Origin of the sequence: Actinosynnema sp. NPDC059335 (genome assembly GCF_042752395.1) — a bacterium.
Classification (GTDB): Bacteria; Actinomycetota; Actinomycetes; order Mycobacteriales; family Pseudonocardiaceae; genus Actinosynnema.
Genome location: NZ_JBHYXZ010000048.1, coordinates 1 through 17,258, shown reverse-complemented (window position 1 = coordinate 17,258; position 17,258 = coordinate 1). Strand labels below are relative to the sequence as shown.

General features: G+C 74.3%; 16 protein-coding genes. 4 read left to right on the top strand and 12 right to left on the bottom strand.

From position 1 onward, the window contains the following. Nucleotides 1-730 (top strand): LCP family protein (locus tag ACFXGA_RS17310; protein ID WP_378088916.1); only part of this gene is annotated, 730 nt, incomplete at its 5' end. Nucleotides 731-917: 187 nt separating this feature from the next. Here the strand turns inward: ACFXGA_RS17310 and ACFXGA_RS17305 are convergent. From ACFXGA_RS17305 to sbnB, 4 genes are all read right to left on the bottom strand, one after another. Next, nucleotides 918-1,508 carry a hypothetical protein gene (locus ACFXGA_RS17305; protein ID WP_378088914.1) on the bottom strand — a complete coding sequence of 197 codons (591 nt, stop codon included), beginning with the start codon at nt 1,506-1,508 and terminating at the stop codon, nt 918-920. A gap of 207 nt (nt 1,509-1,715) precedes the next feature. Continuing rightward, complete coding sequence (locus ACFXGA_RS17300) at nt 1,716-2,966, bottom strand: cation:proton antiporter (protein WP_378088912.1); 1,251 nt, start codon at nt 2,964-2,966, stop codon at nt 1,716-1,718. 309 nt (nt 2,967-3,275) lie between these two features. Continuing rightward, the gene (gene sbnA / locus ACFXGA_RS17295) at nt 3,276-4,295 is read right to left on the bottom strand and encodes a 2,3-diaminopropionate biosynthesis protein SbnA (RefSeq protein WP_378088911.1); all 1,020 of its coding nucleotides are present in this window, start codon (nt 4,293-4,295) and stop codon (nt 3,276-3,278) included. 36 nt (nt 4,296-4,331) lie between these two features. Next, nucleotides 4,332-5,351 (bottom strand): 2,3-diaminopropionate biosynthesis protein SbnB, encoded by a 1,020-nt coding sequence (gene sbnB / locus ACFXGA_RS17290; RefSeq protein ID WP_378088908.1) that lies wholly within the window; start codon nt 5,349-5,351, stop codon nt 4,332-4,334. Nucleotides 5,352-5,517: 166 nt separating this feature from the next. Here sbnB and ACFXGA_RS17285 point away from each other — a divergent pair, with 166 nt between their 5' ends. Both ACFXGA_RS17285 and ACFXGA_RS17280 read left to right on the top strand, forming a co-directional pair. Continuing rightward, nucleotides 5,518-6,432, top strand: coding sequence for a Gfo/Idh/MocA family protein (locus ACFXGA_RS17285; RefSeq protein WP_378088906.1), 915 nt, complete (start codon nt 5,518-5,520; stop codon nt 6,430-6,432). Between the two features lie 42 nt (nt 6,433-6,474). Further along, the gene (locus tag ACFXGA_RS17280; RefSeq protein ID WP_378088904.1) at nt 6,475-7,158 is read left to right on the top strand and encodes a hypothetical protein; all 684 of its coding nucleotides are present in this window, start codon (nt 6,475-6,477) and stop codon (nt 7,156-7,158) included. On the opposite strand, the gene ACFXGA_RS17275 is transcribed toward ACFXGA_RS17280, so the two are convergent. The 8 genes from ACFXGA_RS17275 to ACFXGA_RS17240 all read right to left on the bottom strand — a co-directional run bounded on the left by ACFXGA_RS17275 (nt 7,100) and on the right by ACFXGA_RS17240 (nt 14,901). Beyond that, on the bottom strand, nt 7,100-8,305 hold the full coding sequence (locus ACFXGA_RS17275) for an acyl-CoA dehydrogenase family protein (RefSeq protein WP_378088902.1): 1,206 nt from the start codon (nt 8,303-8,305) through the stop codon (nt 7,100-7,102). The two genes, ACFXGA_RS17280 and ACFXGA_RS17275, sit on opposite strands and share 59 nt — an antisense overlap. Further along, nucleotides 8,302-9,351 carry a hypothetical protein gene (locus ACFXGA_RS17270; protein WP_378088900.1) on the bottom strand — a complete coding sequence of 350 codons (1,050 nt, stop codon included), beginning with the start codon at nt 9,349-9,351 and terminating at the stop codon, nt 8,302-8,304. Before ACFXGA_RS17270 ends, ACFXGA_RS17275 begins: the two co-directional genes overlap by 4 nt. A gap of 70 nt (nt 9,352-9,421) precedes the next feature. Beyond that, on the bottom strand, nt 9,422-9,694 hold the full coding sequence (locus ACFXGA_RS17265) for a phosphopantetheine-binding protein (protein ID WP_378088898.1): 273 nt from the start codon (nt 9,692-9,694) through the stop codon (nt 9,422-9,424). A 356-nt stretch (nt 9,695-10,050) separates the two neighbouring features. Next, nucleotides 10,051-11,088 (bottom strand): LysR family transcriptional regulator, encoded by a 1,038-nt coding sequence (locus tag ACFXGA_RS17260; protein WP_378088896.1) that lies wholly within the window; start codon nt 11,086-11,088, stop codon nt 10,051-10,053. Nucleotides 11,089-11,587: 499 nt separating this feature from the next. Next, the gene (locus ACFXGA_RS17255; RefSeq protein ID WP_378088894.1) at nt 11,588-12,574 is read right to left on the bottom strand and encodes a Gfo/Idh/MocA family protein; all 987 of its coding nucleotides are present in this window, start codon (nt 12,572-12,574) and stop codon (nt 11,588-11,590) included. A gap of 194 nt (nt 12,575-12,768) precedes the next feature. After that, nucleotides 12,769-13,530: a BTAD domain-containing putative transcriptional regulator gene (locus ACFXGA_RS17250; RefSeq protein ID WP_378088892.1), complete on the bottom strand. Its 762-nt coding sequence runs from the start codon at nt 13,528-13,530 to the stop codon at nt 12,769-12,771. A gap of 8 nt (nt 13,531-13,538) precedes the next feature. Beyond that, on the bottom strand, nt 13,539-14,246 hold the full coding sequence (locus tag ACFXGA_RS17245; RefSeq protein WP_378088890.1) for a BTAD domain-containing putative transcriptional regulator: 708 nt from the start codon (nt 14,244-14,246) through the stop codon (nt 13,539-13,541). 331 nt (nt 14,247-14,577) lie between these two features. Next, a complete protein-coding gene (locus ACFXGA_RS17240) occupies nt 14,578-14,901 on the bottom strand; it encodes an Lsr2 family protein (protein WP_378088888.1) in 324 nt (107 codons plus the stop codon). 515 nt (nt 14,902-15,416) lie between these two features. On the opposite strand from ACFXGA_RS17240, the gene ACFXGA_RS17235 reads away from it, so the two are divergent. Continuing rightward, nucleotides 15,417-17,102 (top strand): DEAD/DEAH box helicase, encoded by a 1,686-nt coding sequence (locus ACFXGA_RS17235; protein WP_378088886.1) that lies wholly within the window; start codon nt 15,417-15,419, stop codon nt 17,100-17,102. The last annotated feature ends 156 nt before the right edge of the window (nt 17,103-17,258 follow it).

Below are 17,258 nucleotides of genomic sequence, written 5' to 3'. Positions count from 1 at the left end.
GGACACCCCGGTCGCCGGGGTCTGGCTGCCCCGGGACTCGGTGGTCGACCTGCCCGGTGGCGGCCGGGGCCGGCTGACCTCGGTCTACGCCGACGCGCGGACCGGGGGCGAGCGGGCGGGCGCGGAGGCGCTGGCGCGCGAGGTCGGGTCGCTGACCGGGGTGCGGGTGGACCACTACGCCGAGGTGGACGCGGCCGGGTTCGCCGCCCTGTCCGACGCGGTCGGCGGCGTGGACCTGTGCCTGCGGCAGCCCGCCCGCGACCCGCTGTCCGGTGTGGACCTGCCGTCCGGGCCGGTCACGGTGGCGGGAGAGCAGGCGGCGGCGTTCCTGCGGCAGCGCGCCGGGCTGCCCAACGGCGACCTGGACCGGGTCGTGCGGCAGCAGGTGTTCCTGGAAGCCCTGGCGGCGAAGGTGATCGGCGCGGGCGACCCGGCGCTGGTGGCCCGCCTCGCCGCGGCGGCGGCGTCCACCGTGCGCACCGACCCGGACCTGCGGCTGCCGGAGTTCGTCGGGCGGCTCACCTCGACCGTGCGGACCGCGATCATCCCGCTCGGCCCGGAGGTCGACGGCGGCGCGGCCAGGCTGGTCGACCCGGCGGCGGTGCGGGCGTTCGCGGCGGAGTTCTTCGCCGACGGCGCGACCGGCGAGCCCAGCGGCGGGTTCACCGTCACCGCGCCCGCCTCGGAGACCGCCACGACCGCCCCGACCGACCGCGACTGCGTGCGGTAGCGACCGACCCGACGAGCCGGGCCGCGTGCGGTGGTGACCGGCCGACCCGACGGACCGCGACTGCGTGCGGTGGCGACCGGCGACCGGACCAGCCGGGCCGCGCGCGGTAGTGGCCGACTGACAAGCCGGCCGCGTGCGGTGACCACCGGCCGGCCCGGCGGGCCGGGGCCGCGTGCGGTGGCCACGGCTACAGCGGCAGCGGCTCGGTGATCTGCAGGCCGGCGTCCACGCACGCGACCAGGAGTTCCACCTGGCGCGGCGAGTGGACGCCGGCCCAGCGCCGCAGCGGGCCGAGGAAGTCGGCCAGGTCGCGCTGCGCGGCCCTGAGCATCGCCGGCAGCGCGCCGCGCGACAGGTCCACGTGCGGCACGTCGCGCCCCCGGTCCGCCCACACGCGGATGACGTCGCCGACGTACTCCACCCACGGCGCGGGCGGCCGGCCGAGGTCGACCGGCGCGCGGTGCAGCGCGTTCACCCAGTCCCGCCACTCGAACAGCTCGCCGCCGCGGGGTTCGACGCGCACGCCGTCGCCGCCCTCCAGCAGCAGGCCGCCGGACCCGAACAGGGTGTCGAAGCCGATCAGCTCGTGGACCGCGTCGGCCGCCGTGCGCGCCTCCCCGCCACCGCTGTGCAGGTACAGCGTGCAGAGGGCCGTGCCGACGTCGTCCGGGCCCGCCGTGCCGTCGAGGCGCAGCCAGGTGTCGCCACCGCCGGACACCGGCCACAGGTCGAAGCCCTCCGGCACGTGCCTGGCGATGACGGGCGAGAACCGGGCCACGTGGTCGAGGCTAGTGGCGGACCGCCGCGGCGGCAGGGGCCGCCGGGGCGATCGCGGGGTCGCCGACTGCCGGTAAGGCGGATCCGGCGACTGCCCGGCGCGCGTTGCCCGGAGCGGCCGCGGCCGTCGCCGTCCTCGCGGTCCCGGGCAGGGATTTCGCCGTGGATCCGCTGGTGGCGGGTGCGGGCCGCGTCGGCGGTGACGAGGTCATGGGGTGCTCCTGGGCAGTCCGGGGACGGGCACCGGCGCGGGGGCGGCGGTGCGTTCGACGAGGGAGAGCAGCGGGCCGGTCATGGCCGTGGTCGCCAACGCCATCACCACGAGGGCCAGGAACAGCTCCACGGGGAGCAGGCCGGCGCTGTAGCCGGCCTGGAGCACCACGATCTCGGTCAGGCCGCGGGTGTTCACCAGCACCCCGACCGTCACCGCGGTGCGGCGGTCGACCCCGGCCAGCCGCCCGCCGAGGTAGCCGCCGCCGACCTTGCCGACGACGGCGAGCCCGGTGGCGAGCAGGATGGCCGCCCACGGCACCGAGCCGTGCGGCGCGTGGGCCACGCCCATGCCCGCCACCACGAAGAACACCGGCACCAGCAGCCTGCCCAGCGCCATCGCCGGGCGCACGGCCTCCCGCCACGCGCCGCCGGGCAGCGCGAGGCCGACCGCGAACGCGCCGAACACGGCGGTCAGGCCCCAGTGCTCGAACTGGAACGCCACCAGCAGCGCCACCGCCGAGACGGCCACCCCCGTGACGCGCGGGTGGCGCTGCGCGGCGAGCGTCGGGATCCGGCCGCGCAGCAGGACGCGGCCGGCCGCGGTCAGCCCGACGCCGACCGCCACGAGGGCCAACGACACCACGACGCCGCCGGAGACGCCGATGGCCAGCACCAGCAGCACCCACGCCGCCGCGTCGGCGACCACGGCCGCGGTCATGGCCAGCTTGCCGGCGGGGGTGTCCACCATGCCCCGGTCCTCCAGCAGCCGGGCCAGCACGGGGACCGCGGTGACGCTCAACGCGACCGCGACCATCAGCACGAGCGCGGGTGTCGGCGCGTCGCCGCGCACGCCGGCGTCGGCGGCCCACACGACCCACGCGGCCATGACCAGACCGGTGACCAGGGCGGGCACGAACGACCCCGCGGTCACCCACCCGGCCGCGCGGGCCCCGGTGACCGTGCCGCCGTGCCGCAGCTCGTGCGCCACCCCGACCAGGAACAGCACCAGGCCGACCTGCCCGACCACCTTCAGCGGACCGACCACGTCGGCCGGCAGCACGGCCGCCAGGGTCGGCGCGCCGCCGACCGCGAGCACCGCGGGCACCACCAGGACGCCCGCCAGGATCTCGCCGACGACCTCGGGCTGCCGCGCCGCGCGGGCCGCGACCCTCCCCAGGCACGCCGCGACGAGCACGACCGCCAGGACGACGGCCACGTGCCCGACGCGCACCACCACGTCGATCACCGTCCCACCCCCGAAGGCCGGAAGGCGTGGGGACGGGCCGCGGAGCCGGGGACGCGCGAGGGGTTCGCGCGACCCCCGCGCGCCGCGACGGGCCGGCCCGCGCCGGCCACGCTTTCCTTGTCGTCCAGGGGATTCGTCATTCGGCTCTCCGTGCGCCTCGGGCGGATCGGGACCTACCGCGGTGGCCCCATGGTCACGCCCCGGGCCGGCCGGGGTCCGGCGCGGCGGCGGCGCGCCGGCGACTCCGGCACCTGGCCGGACCGACTGCGTCGGGTCGTCCGGCCGGTCCCGGCTACCCCCGGCCCGCGGTCACGGCGCCCTCCGCGCGAACGTCGCCGGATCGACCGCGTCGAGCGGGCCCAACGGGTCGAGCGGGTCGCCGAGCAGGTCCGCGCCGTAGATGTCCGCCACCCACTGGTCGTGGTAGACGGTGTCCAGGTAGCGGTCGCCGAGGTCCGGCGCGATCGCGACCGCGGTCACGTCCCCGCCGGGCCGGTTGCGCGTCAGCCAGTCCGTCGCGCCGGACAGCACCGTGCCGGTCGAGCCGCCGAACAGGAACCCGTGCCGCAGCAGCTCCCGGCACGCGCGCACGGTGTCGCGCTCGGCCACGTGCAGCACCTCGTCCACGAACGACTCGTCCAGCAGCGGCGGCCGGACGCTGGTGCCCAGGCCCGGCACCATCCGCGGCTGCGCGGGCGTGCCGAAGGTGACGGAGCCGACCGCGTCGACCGCCACGACCCGCACCGACGGCTTGTGCTCCCGGAAGAACCGCGCGCAGCCCATCAGCGTGCCCGTGCTGCCCGCGCCGATGAACACCACGTCCACGTCGGGGAAGCTCCTGAGGATCTCCGGGCCGGTGCTGCGGTGGTGCGCCACCCAGTTCGCCGGGTTGGCGTACTGGTTGAGCCACACGTGGTCGTCGTTCTCGCACAGCCGCCGGACGTGGCGGATGCGCGCGCCGAGGTACCCGGTCTCCGGGTCGGGCTCGGTGATCACGTGCACCCGCGCGCCCAGCGCCTCCATCAGCTGCCGGGTGGCGAGGTTGCAGCGCGGGTCGGTGACGCACACGAACCGGTAGCCGCGGCTGGCCGCCACCAGGGCCAGCGCCACGCCGAGGTTGCCAGACGAGCTCTCCACCAGGGTGGAGCCCTCGCGCAGCGTCCCGTCGCGCACGGCGGCCGACACCATCTCGTTCGCCGCCTTGAGCTTGATGGACCCGGCGAAGTTGAACCCTTCGCACTTGAGGTACAGCGGGTGGCCCGAGATCCGCCGGAGGTCCACGTAGAGGTCGTCCACGTTGAACTCCTGGGGCGTCGATATGACTGGCATGCGCCGACTCCTAGGCGAGGTGCACGGTCAGACGGTTCACCGCTTGCCGTGGCGGTCGAGGTCGAAGAAGAAGTCCGGGACCACGGCCAGCTCGCCCGCCCGCGACACCTCGTCGTAGACGTGCTTGCCGACCGCCAGGTCCAGCACGCCGAGCCCGAACGGGGAGAACACCAGCGGCCGGTCCGCCGGTGGCGTCACCGCGCCGGTCATGACGTCGTGCAGCGTGCCGGACAGGAAGTCCCGGCCGCCGGTGAGCTGCTCGGCCAGGTGCGGCGAGGTGTTGGCCTTCAGGCAGTGCTCCACGTCGTCCACCACGTTGGTGGAGGCGAGGATCACCTCGGGTGACAGGTCGCGCAGCGACACGTGCAGCACGAGCGGGTTGTGGTCGAACCACCCGGGGTCGGAGACGTGCGGCGTGCCCGCCACGGTGGCGAACACCACCAGGTCGCTCGACCGGATCAGGGACTCGGCGCTGTCGTGGACCGTCACGGTGTCGCCGGTGCTCTCGGCGTACCCGCGGAACCCGTGCGCGGACTCGGCGCTCAGGTCGTGCACGCCGACCTCGTCGAAGCTCCACCCGGTGCCGGCCAGGTAGGTGTGGATGTAGCGGGCGATGAGGCCCGTGCCGACGAACCCGACCCGGGTCGGCCGGTCCCGGTGGCGGCTGAGCCAGTCGGCGGCCAGGGCCGCCGACGCGGCGGTGCGCACCGCGCTGACGATGGAGCTTTCCAGGCACGCGATCGGGTAGCCGGTCTCGCGGTCGTTGAGGATCAGCACGGCGGACGCGCGCGGCAGGCCCGCGGCGACGTTCGCGGGGAAGCTGGAGATCCACTTCACGCCGTGCACGCCGACGTCGCCGCCGATCGACGCGGGCAGCGCGATGATCCGCGACGACGGGTCGTCGGGGAACCGCAGGAAGTAGGACGGCGGGTTGACCGTGTCGCCTTCACCGTGCCACCGGTAGGCGGCCTCGACGAGTTCGACGACGTGCTTCTCCCGGCCGCGCACTACCTGGTCCACCTGAGCGCCGGAAATCACCGCGAAGGCAGGTGCCACGTTACCGTCCCTTTCTGGAGCGGGTGTGCTAGCAGCGCCGACCCGTTCGGGCAGCGATCACACCCATGGTCGCGAGCACGGCTGACGAGCCGCTGACACGGCGCTGACGACCGGGATATAGGAATCGCATAGTTCCCGCCCGCCGTCCATCGTGGATACTCGCGGGGTGGAGAAGACGCGGGTGGGGCTGGTGGGGGTGGGCACGATCGCCCGCACCCACCTGGAGGTGCTGGCGGAACGGTCCGATGTGGACCTGGTGTTCACCGCGGACCCGCACGCCGGGCCGACCGCGTTCCGCGGCACGACGCCCCCGCACCACCGGGACCTCGCCGGCGCGCTCGCCGAGCACCGGCCGGACCTGGTGGTGATCGCGACGCCGACCGACACGCACGCGGACCTCGCGGCGGAGGCGCTGACCGGCTCGGGCGCGAGGGTGCTGGTGGAGAAGCCGCTCGTGCTCGACCCGGCGTCGCTGGACGTGCTGGGCGGGCTGGGGCCGGACCGGCTGTTCACCGCGCACCACTTCGCGTTCTCGCCGGAGGTGGTGTGGGCCGCCGAGCTGCTGGCCGCGCACCCGGAGTGGGGACCGGTCACCGCGATCACGTCGGCGTTCCGCGACCCGTACGCGCTCAAGGGTGAGCAGGCGTTCGCCACCTACGCCTCGGCGTGGGCGGACTCGGGCATCAACCAGCTCACCGTGCTGTCGCGGCTGGTGGACGTCACGGCGGTGCGGTCGCTGCGCGACGAGGGCGCGAGCTGCTGGGCCGTGGTGTCGTTCCGGTCGCGCGGCGCGGTCGGCACGGCCCGGCTGCACACCAGTTGGCGCACCGGGGCCAGCAGCAAGTCGAGCACGGTGACGTGCGGCGACGTGGAGGTCTGGCTCGACCACACGGCGATGACGGGGTTCGCGTGGCGCGGCGACGAACTGCTGGCCGAGCACGGCGACGACGGCCGGACGCCGCGCAAGGTCGCGCACTACCGGCCGCTGTACGCGAGCCTGCTGTCGGACCGCCCGGACCCGGTCCTCGGTTTCGCCGCGGCCGCCGCGCTCACCCGCCTGCACACCGGCGCGGGTCGCTGAATCACGCTGGACGGCGGTGCGGCGGTGTGGTCGAGTGGTGCCGTGGACGGGTGGTCGGTGCGCCGGATCGTCGTGCCGGGGACGAGCGGCGCGGGCAAGTCGACGTTGTCCCGCGCGGTGGCGCGGGTGGTGGGCGGACCGCACGTCGAGCTGGACGCGTTCCAGCACGGGCCGGGCTGGACGACACCGCCGGCGGAGGAGATCCGGGCGCGGGTCGCGGCGGCCACCGAGGGTCCGGCGTGGGTGGTCGACGGCAACCTGGCCGCCGTGACCGCGGACGTGCTGTGGCACCGGGCCGACCTGATCGTGTGGCTGGACCCGCCGCTGTGGGTGGTCGTGCCGCGGCTGCTGCGCCGCAGCGCGGTCCGGATCGCGCGCCGGACCCCGCTGTGGAACGGCAACCGGGAACGGCTCGACTTCCTGGTCGGCCGGGATTCGGTGGCGGCGTGGGCGGTGCGGGCGCGGCGCAGGCACCACGCCGAGTACCCGGACAGGCTGGCCCGGGCCGGGGTGCCGTGGGTGCGACTGCGGTCGGCGGCCGACGTGACCCGGTGGTTCGCCGGCTTCAGCGCCGTGCGGTCCAGCGCGGCGAGGGCCGACGCGGCGGCCAGCGCGGCGGCGTCCGGCGCAGCGGCGTCCGGCGCAGCAAGGACCGGCGCGGCGGAGTTCAGCGCGGCGAGCCGACGCCCACCCGGAACGGGTCGTCCCGGTCCAGCCTCCCGGTGAACAGGCCCTGGAACAGGTTCAGCTTCGCCGCGCCCTCGACCACCTCCAACCCGCGCGCGTCGCGCACCAGCTTGTCGAGGAGCGGGTGGTCGAAGCGCGCCCCGACGCCGAAGAACCCGCACGCCGCGCGGGTGGCGTCGACGGCCAGCCGGCACGCGCGGGCCTGCGCCGCCGACGCCAGGTGGCCGTCGGAGGTGCGGGCGTCCACCGCGCGGGCGGCCAGGTGCACCAGGGCTCGGGCCGCCGTGACGCGCCGACCCAGCTCGTCCAGCCGGTCGCGCTCGTCGCGCCGCAACGTCGTGCGGTGGTCCACGACGTACTCGTGCGCCGCCCGCGCGATGCCCAGCGCGATCGCCGCGACAGCGGGTCGGAGCAGGTTGAACGTCTGCACGGACGCCCACGTGCCACGCTGCGCCGGCGGGAGGTGCCGTCCGACCAACCGCGCGGCCGGCACGTGCACGTCGTCCATCGTGATGGCCCCGATCCGCGCGCCGCGCAGGCCGATGCTCTCCAGCGGGGTCGCCGAGAAGCCGGGCGTGGGCGTCTCCACGAGGACGGCGTTGACACCGAGCACCCCGGACCCCACCCGCGCGAAGACGACCCCGAGCCGTGCCCGGCAGGCGTTGACGACGTACCGCTTCTCCCCGGACAGCCGCACATCGTCGCCGACCTGCGTCAACGTGGTGCCCGAGTTCGCCGCGGTCCCACTGGTGCCCTCGGTGCCGGTGCCGGTGCCGCCGTCCGGTTCGGCGAGCGCGAAGAACGTCCACAGCGGTTCGGCGAGCAGCCGGCCGTAGAACCACTCCTTCTGCTCTCGGTCGGCGAGCAGGTCGATGAGCACCCCGACCAGCAACGGACCGGGCGAGGCGACCAGCATGCCGACGTCGGCACAGGCCAACTCCTCCAAGATGATCACCCGTTCGAGTGCCCGAGTGCCGTAACACCGGCTGCCCGCAACGGAATCGGGCAAATTCCCGTACTCCGGCGGGATGCCCATGGTGGCGAGGTACCGGACGGCGGGCAGGTCGAGGTGGGCGCGGATCAGCTCGGGGTCACGATCGAGCGCGAGCCCGAGCCGGCGAAAATCCACCCCCCACTCACGCACCTGCTCCCGCAACGCAACGAGCCTCCCCTCCACCGCGCTCACGCCTCCCCACCCCCGGACCACCCACGGCCCGACCCACCCTCCACCTCGCGCCCAACGCGTCGCTCGCCACCACCCCACCCCGCACCGCCGCCGAGCCGTGGCCTTCCGGGCTTGGCCACGCTGCCGTCGTGGTGATCAACTTCGCCCCCAACGCCAGGCCCGACCCCCTCGGCGGCACGGATCCTCTCGGCGGCACCGGTCCCGTCGTCGGCACGTGTTCCGTCGTCGGCACGTGTTCCGTCATCGGCACGTGTTCCGTCGTCCGCACGGGGCTCGGCGTCGTTCCGGTCGCCGTCCGCGTCGGCGGCGACGTACGCCTCGGCCAGCAGCTCCGACACGTGCGCCACCTGGCCGGGCCCGCCGGCCAGGTACCCGCCCGCGCCCAGCAGGCTCACCAGCCACCGGTCCGCGGCGGTGATGCGGGCGTGCAGGTGGGCCAGGACCACGCCCGGCAGGCCGCCCGCCGCCACGCCGGTCAGCACCGCGCGCACCTCGAGGTGCTCGATCAACCCGTCGGCGACGGTCGACTTCACCACCTGCTGCTGCAACAGCGTGGTGGCTCCGACGCGCCTGCCGTTCAGGTGTCGCACGCAGGTCTCGCGCAACGCCTCCGACAGCCCGAGCCGCAGCCACACCAGTCCCAGGGCCCAGGCGGCTCGCTGGTCGGACGTGCCGGGGCTGGTCTCGGGGTCCGCTGCTCTCAACCGAGGATCGGTAACAGCGTTTCCGTACATTTTCGGGCCGACTTCACCCGATCGTGTACCCAAACCCCGCAGGAGCACGACCGCGCCACCGGGGAGGTCGATCATATCCACAGTGGACTCGTCCGACAACGGCCGCGCCACGACCGTCCCGTCCACCCAGACCCGGTCCGCCGACGCGGCGACCTCCTGCGGCACGAGCGCGTGCCCGCCGGGGCCGGCCGGCAGGGAACCCGGCAGCACGAGCGACCCGAGCAGGGCCAACGCGGGGGCCGGCCCTTCCTCCCGCGCCACCCGGTGGCAGCGCGCCAGCTCCTCCGCCCCCAACCGCACCGACGTCGTCACCGGACCTCCCCCACCGCGGTCGTCGTCAAGTCGCCGGGCGCTCCCCCGAGGGGCGACGCCCCGTGCGCGGTCAGCGGTCCATCTCCGCGGCGACGAAGTCGGTCAGGGACCGCACCGTCTCGAAGTGGGCGCGCTCCAGGTTGTCGGTGTCGAACTCCACCTCCAGCGCCTCCTCCAGCTCCATCAGCAGCTCGTAGACGCCGGTCGAGTCGAGGCCGAGGTCGTCGAGCAGCCGGGAGCCCTCGGTCACCTCCGGCAGCTCGTAGGCCAGCACCTCGGACAGGACGGTGGTGATGGCGTCCACGATCCGTTCGCGGGAGGTGGCGGTGGTGGATTCGGTCATGATGCGGTTCCTTCGGTCAGGGCCGTGGCGGCGGCGCGGCCGGGGCCTCGCGCGTCCTCCTCGCCCGCCCGGTCCGCTGCCGGGGTCGAGGCTCGCAAGGCCCGCTGACACCGCGCTGACACCCGGCTGACCACCGCGTGTCCTACGTTCGGAACAGCCATGTCCTACGTTCGGAACGCCCGCGTCCCACGCAGAGGAACGTGCGTGCCCCAAGTTCAGAACATGCGTGTTCCACGCACAGGACGCACATGTCCCGCGCGCAGGAACAGACCCGTGCCACGTCGAAGCGAGGCGGCGGGGAAAGACAAAGGCCACCTCGACCGCGGTCGAGGTGGCCCGTCATCCCCAGTGGACGCTCAGGTGGCGGCGGTGCGGGAGCCGACGCCCGGTTGTTGTTGGTCCGCGGCGGAGTCGCGGGGCCACCACCGGCTCGGCCGGGGCAGGAACGCGGCCAGCTCCGGGAAGTCGGTGGGGCGTTCGGTCATCCAGTTCCAGTAACGCGGGATCGTGCGGGCGTAGTCGCAGTAGTACCGGCGCAACGCGTCGATCAACTGCCGCAGGGTGTTCGGGTGGATCGACCCCGGCCGCCACACCAGCAGCAGCCGGCTGCGCAACGGCTCGGTCATCGCCACCAGGCTCACGTCCGACGTGGACCCGGTGGGCGTGGCGAGCGCCGCCGCGCCCGCGTCGCGCACCCAGCTCATCGCCTCGGCGTGCCCACCCGCGTAGTGCATCACTTCGGGCGTGGGGTGGTCGAGCTTGCGGAACAGGTGTTCCTCGACCGCGTGGAACCAGTGCCCCGGCACGTGGTGCACCCAGCTCAGGGACATCATGTGCCTTCGGCTCACCGTAGTCCTGCGCGCGAGCGCGTGGTCCCGCGGCAGCGCCAGCCAGATCGGCTCGCGGACGATGATCTCCTTGGCCAGCGACGGATCCAGGTCCCGCACGCCGTCCATCGCCTCCGGGCTCGGCACGAGCGCCGCGGTCAACTCCCCGCGGCTGACCGCGTCCACGCCGATCGACGGGTCCAGCGTCACCGTCTGCACCTCGACCGAGGGCAGCGACGACTGCAAGGCACGCCGCAGCGTCACCGGGGTCCACTCGGCGTTGCCGATGCGCAGGATCCCGGACGACAGCGACGACGCCTCGGCGACCACCGCGTCGGCCCGGGTGGCGAGGTCGGCCAGCATCGGGATCAGGCGTTCGCCCAGCGGCGTCGGGGTGATCCCGAAAGCCGACCGCACGAACAGGTCTCCCCCGACCGCCTTCTCGATCCGTCTCAATTGGGCGGTGAGGCTCGGTTGGGGCAGGGACAGCTTCGCCGCGGCCTTCGAGATGCTGCCGGCCTCGGCAAGGGTGGTGACCACCCTGGCATGACGTATCTCCAGGTGCATGCATCCAACCCCTTCGCGTCGTTACTCGGGGTCCACTAACTGCGGCGGGGTTGCGGGGATTTCCCGGCCCCACCTCGTTCGTGCCGGGCGGCCGTTCCAACCTACCCCACCGGAGAACGCGGCAGGAGATGTTCACGCATCCGCCGACTATCCGTTGAGCAGCCCACGAAAATTATGGAAACGGTGGCTACGATCCCGCGCCGCGCGCCCGCACCCGACGTCGTTCACCCCGGCGCTCCGCACCCTTGCGGACAGCCGCACCCCCGCCGACGACGCCGGATGCCGGCGGACCAGCGCCGACGCGGCCGGAGCCGATCCCGCTCGCACGGCCCGCAAACGCGAGCACACCACGATTCAGCGGGAACGTGAATCAATCTCCGATCCAACGCGGGGACGGAAGCGCCGGTCGCATTCCGCGCGCTTCCCGGCAATGACCGCGACGACCCGTCGCACCGTTACCTCAGTCACGTTCGGCATCGCGCACCACCGCGCGGAACGGTCACGGCCGCCGCCGCAGGTCCACCTCGGCCCCGGTCGCGGCCGACCGCACCAGCGCTTCGCCGACCCGCGCCGTGCGCGCCGAGTGGGCGAGCGACACCAGGGGCGTGACCTTCTCCCGCACGGCTTCGGCGAACGCGGCGGTCTGGTCGGCGTAGGCGTCGGACGCGGGCACGACCTCGTCGCGCACGCCGTCCAGCGTGACGACCGTGATGCGGCCTTCCTCGTCGGGTCGCGTCCACGCGTTGCGCACGGAGATCGAGCCGCGGGAGCCCTGGAACTCGTAGGCGGCGCGCGGCCCGTACTCCAGGCTGTAGTCCAGCACGGCCCAGCGGCCGTCGCCGAAGTCGAGCGTCGCCACCGCGCCCAGGTCCACCTCGCGCGAGTGGAACCGCGCCCGCACCGCGCGCGGGACGGTGTCGAACGCCCACAGCGGCACGTCGAACGCGTAGCAGCCGACGTCCCACGTCGCGCCGCCGCCCAGGGCCGGGTCGAACCGGATGCCGCCCTCGGCCGGGGTCGGGTACGCGAACGCCGACCGCACCACGCGCAGCTCGCCGATCTCGCCCGAGGCCAGCAGCTCGGCGGCCCGCGCCTGCTGGGGGTGGAAGCGGTACATGTACGCCTCCATGACCACGAGGTCGGCGGCGGCGCGCTCGATGCGGACGCAGTCCTCCTCGGACAACGCCATCGGCTTCTCCACCAACACGTGCTTGCCCGCGTCGAGCGCGCGCAGCGTCCACGGCACGTGCAGGGTGTTGGGCAGGGCCAGGTAGACCGCATCGACGTCCGGGTCGGCCAGCAGCGCGTCGTAGCCGTCGCGCACCCGCGCGCCGAACGGCCGCGCCACCCGCTCCGCCGCCGCGCGCCTCCCCGCCCGGCTCGCCACGGCGACCACCGCGTTGCCCGGCGTCGCGTGGATCGCGGGCAACACCCGGCTCGCGATGTGGGCCGTGGCCCCCAGCACACCCCAGCGCAACGGCGTCACCGAGCCAGCTTAACCGCTTCACCGCGAGTCCTACGCCCAGAACGCGTGTGTCCTACGTCCAGGTACCCCGAATTCAACGCTCAGGACGACCGCACCGGGCAAACCGGACATCGACCCGCGCCGCGACGACGGCCGGGACGGGGCGCCAACGCCGCCCGCACGACCACCACCGTCCACAGAGGACACACCGGGCGCTACACCGCGACCCGGCGCGGCGACGCCAGCACGGGATCGGCGCTCAGGATCGCCAGGTGCACCTCGCGCAGCAGCGAGCCGGGGTCGATGCCCAGCTCGGTGGCCAGCCTGCGGCGGCCCTCCTCGTACAGCACGAGCGCGTCGGCCTGCCGGTCGCAGCGGTAGAACGTGGTCATGAGCTGGGCTCGGAACCGTTCCCGGAGCGGGTAGCGGTGCACGAGCTTGGTCAGCTCGGGCAACAGCTGCGCGTGCCGGCCCAGCGCCAGGTCGGCCTCGATGCGGCTCTCCAGCACGGCGACGCGCGCCTCCTCCAGCCGCGGCGCCTCCGCGTCGGCCAGGTGCTCGGACACCCCCGTCAACGCCGGACCGCGCCACAGCCGCAACGCCCCGCGCAGCAGCCGCGCCGCCTCCTCGTAGCGTCCCGCGGCGAGCGCCCCCTGCCCCAGGGCGGCCTGCTCCTCGAACTCCCGGAGGTCGAACGAGCACTCCGCGAGGCGCAGCTCGTAGCCCCGGGAACGGCGGGCGATGCCGACCTCGCCGCGCAGCGTCTTGCGCAGCCGCGAGACGTAGGTGTAGATCTGCGCGTTGAACGTGGCCGGCGGGTGGTCGCCCCACAGGGAGTCGCTCATCTGCGCGTCGGAGACGGCGCCGTCGGCGAGCAGCAACGCCGTGAGCACGGTGCGCGGCTTCGAGCCGTCCAGCGGCACCTCCTGCCCGTCGTAGCGCACCTCGACGGGCCCCAGGACCCGGAACTCCAGCACTTCGCCTCCTACAGCAGAACCTGGTCGTGGACGAGGATCGCCTGGTAGAGCCGTCGCATCGCGCGGCCGGGCTCCAGCCCCAGCTCGCTCGCCAGGCGCCTGCGGGTATGGTGGAAGACGTCCAGCGCCTCCGTCTGCCTGCCGTTGCGGTACAGCGCCACCATCAGCTGCTCGCTGAACCGCTCCCGCTCCGGGTGCTCGGCCGCGAGCTGCTTCAGCTCCGACACCACGCCGCGGTCCTCGCCGTTGGCGAGCTTGGCGGCGATGAGGTCCTCCCGGGCGCTGAGCCTGCGCTCGTCGAGCCGGGCGGCCTCGACGCGGAACCGCAGCCCGTCGCCCACGTCGAACAGCGCCGGGCCGTGCCACAGCCGCAGCGCGCGTTCCAGCAGGCCGATCGCCTCGTCGGGGCGGTGCGGCACGAGCGCGGAGCCGCGGTCGGCGAGGTCGCGGAACAGGTGCGCGTCCACCGCGGCGGCCGGCAGGTCGAGCACGTAACCGCTGCTCATCGTGCGGACGAGCAGGTCGCCGGGCACGTCGCCGAACCGCTCCAGGAGTTTGCGCAGCCGCACGACATTCGCCTGGAGCGCGTTGCGGGCGTTTCCCACCTGTTTACCGGCCCACAATTCCTCCACCAACCGGTCGAACGGAACGGGGGTGCCCGGGGAAAGCGCCAGCAGCGCCAGGAGGGTGCGGACCTGGCGCGCGGCGACCCCCATCCGACGATCCCCGCGGGCGAGGGCGACAGCACCGAGAATCCGCACCTGCATGGTCACGACCCCCAGTCTCTAGACGACGCGGCGCGCGCGGTGGCCGGTGAGTGACCCGAAAATCGCGCAACTAAAGCGGTGCCATGTTGCCCAGGCCGCCCCGATGGGGGGAAATATCATTTAGGCCGCTCGGGGAGTGCGGCCGCGGTATGCGGCCGAACGGTGCAGCGCCGGACTCCGGCTGCGGTGGCCCGGCGGCGCGAACTTGGGCCCGACGGCGGTCACGGCCACGTTCCGTGACATCGATCTAGGCGCATCGGGTGATCCGGCGTCCGGGCGCTCAGCCCGCGCCGCCCCGGTCGGCGTGCGCCCGGTCGTAGGCGGCCAGCACGATCGCGGAGATCCGGCCGCGGTCGCAGACGCGGTAGCCGTGCGCGCGGGCCCACCGCCGCACCGCCTCGGGCGGGTGCGCATCGGTGCTGCGTACCGGGGACGGCGGGGCGCCGGGACCGCGGCGCGCGGCGCGCACGAACCGGTCGAGCACGGCCCGCAACCTGGCCGCGTTGGCCGCGCCGAGGTGGATCTCGAACCACACGCCGTCGAGGCCGAACGACACCGGCCGCACGTCGCGCCCGGTGTGCCCGTCCAGGTCGTCCACCGCCACGCGCACCACATCCCCCGTCGGACCCTCACGCTCGGTATCGATGTCGCGGCACGCTACCGGGGAGTCCGCCTCGGCGGGGATGGCGATCGGGAAGTATAGGCGAGGTATAGCGGGCGGTCGCGGCGGGGCCTTCGGCAAATCGCGATCCCGGCTCCGCGACCGGTCGGACGGGCGCGCCACCGACCGAACCGTCACACCGTTCCGAATACCCGACCGCAGGGAAGATTCGCGCTTTGCCGGCACTTCGCCCCCGGCGTTGTAACCGGCCGTTAACCACCGATTCGCGGTAATACCGGTCAACTGTCGAGCCGTCCGCGTGGCGCGTTCGACCCTTGACGGCGGGACCGCGTTCCGGAGCCCGCGAACGCCGCACCGCGCCGGTGACCGCGAAGACGGCCACGCCGGGCGGCACGGATGCCGCGACCGGGCGACGACGACTGCGGGATGCCGGATCGACCGGGTCGCGCGACCCCCCTCACCGAGCGGTTCGGGGGCGATCGGCAAGACTTGGGGGTATGAACGACGAGCCCGACGACCGGACCAGCTTCGCCGACCTCGGGCTGCGCCCCGAACTGCTCCGGGCGCTGTCCGGCCTCGGCTACGAGGAGCCGACCCCCATCCAGCGCGAGGCGATCCCGCCCCTGACCGCGGGCCGCGACCTGCTCGGGCAGGCCGCCACCGGCACGGGCAAGACGGCGGCGTTCGCGCTGCCCGTGCTGGAGCGCATGGCGGGCGGCGAGCGGACCGCCCGGGAGCCGTTCGCGCTGGTGCTGGTGCCCACGCGGGAGCTGGCGGTGCAGGTCTCCGAGGCGGTGCACCGCTACGGCCGCGAGCTGGGCGCGCGGGTGCTGCCCATCTACGGCGGCCAGCCGATCGGGCGGCAGCTGCGGGTGCTGGAGCAGGGCGTGGACGTCGTGGTGGCCACGCCGGGCCGGGCGGTCGACCACCTCAGCCGGGGCACGTTGAAGCTGGAGCGGCTCGAGATCGTCGTGCTGGACGAGGCCGACGAGATGCTCGACATGGGGTTCGCCGAGGACCTGGACACCATCCTGGCCGAGACGCCGCCCGAGCGGCAGACCGTGCTGTTCTCCGCGACCATGCCGGGCCGGATCGACCGGCTGGCCCGCCAGCACCTGTCCGACCCGGTGCGCATCACGATCGGCCGCGAGCAGGCCGAGCCGGGCGAGGCGCCGCGGGTGCGGCAGAGCGCGTACGTCGTGCCGCGCGCCCACAAGCCGGCCGCGCTGGGCCGGGTGCTGGACGTCGAGGCGCCGACCGCGGCGATCGTGTTCTGCCGGACCCGTGACGAGGTGGACCAGCTCACCGAGACGCTGAACGGGCGCGGCTACCGGGCCGAGTCGCTGCACGGCGGCATCAGCCAGGAGCAGCGGGACCGGGTGATGGCCCGGCTGCGCAACGGCACGGCGGACCTGCTGGTGGCCACCGACGTCGCCGCCCGCGGCCTGGACGTCGAGCAGCTCACCCACGTGGTGAACTACAACGTGCCGTCCGCGCCGGAGTCGTACGTGCACCGCATCGGCCGGGTGGGCCGCGCGGGCCGCGAGGGCGTGGCGATCACCCTGGCCGAGCCGCGCGAGCACGGCATGCTCAAGACCATCGAGCGGGTCACCAAGCAGCGCATCCAGGTGGAGAAGGTGCCCACGGTCGCGGACCTGCGGGCGCGCAAGCTGGAGCTGACCCGGGCGGCGCTGCACGAGAGCCTGCTGGAGGACGACCTGGAGAGCTTCCGGGTCGTGGTGGAGACGCTGACCGACGAGTTCGACGTGATGGAGGTGGCGCTGGCGGCGGTCAAGCTGGCGCACGAGGCCACCGGCGCGGCGGCCGACGAGGAGGAGATCCCGGAGTACGTGCCGCGGTCGGGCCAGGGCGAGCGCCGGGGCCGCGACGGCGGCGGCGACCGCCGTGAGCCGCGCCGCCCGCGCCGCCCGTCGGCGGGCATGACCCGGTTGTTCGTCGGCGCGGGCCGCAGCTCCGGGATCCGGCCGCAGGACCTGGTCGGCGCGATCGCGGGCGAGGCCCGGCTGAACGGCCGCGACATCGGCGCGATCGAGATCGCCGACCGGTTCTCGCTGGTGGAGGTGCCGGATTCGGCCGCGCAGCAGGTGATCTCGTCGTTGCGGGGCGCGACGATCAAGGGCCGCAAGGTCACCGTGCGGCGGGAGCGCGACGACCCGCGCTGACCCGTCCGGGCGGGGGGGCGGCGGGGGGGCGCCCCCCGGGGCACACCCCCCCCGGCCGGGGGGGGGGCCCGCCCCCGCCGGGACGAGTCAGCGAAGAAAGGATGCACTATGACGGACAGCGAAGCACTTCGGTCCGTGCTCGGCGCGGTGCAGGAC

Bases quoted from the DNA above. Each gene is read 5' to 3' on its own strand.
- ACFXGA_RS17260 (WP_378088896.1), bottom strand. From the start codon at position 11,088: ATGCACCTGGAGATACGTCATGCCAGGGTGGTCACCACCCTTGCCGAG.
- ACFXGA_RS17235 (WP_378088886.1), top strand. From the start codon at position 15,417: ATGAACGACGAGCCCGACGACCGGACCAGCTTCGCCGACCTCGGGCTG.
- ACFXGA_RS17245 (WP_378088890.1), bottom strand. From the start codon at position 14,246: ATGGGGGTCGCCGCGCGCCAGGTCCGCACCCTCCTGGCGCTGCTGGCG.
- ACFXGA_RS17265 (WP_378088898.1), bottom strand. From the start codon at position 9,694: ATGACCGAATCCACCACCGCCACCTCCCGCGAACGGATCGTGGACGCC.
- sbnA (WP_378088911.1), bottom strand. From the start codon at position 4,295: ATGCCAGTCATATCGACGCCCCAGGAGTTCAACGTGGACGACCTCTAC.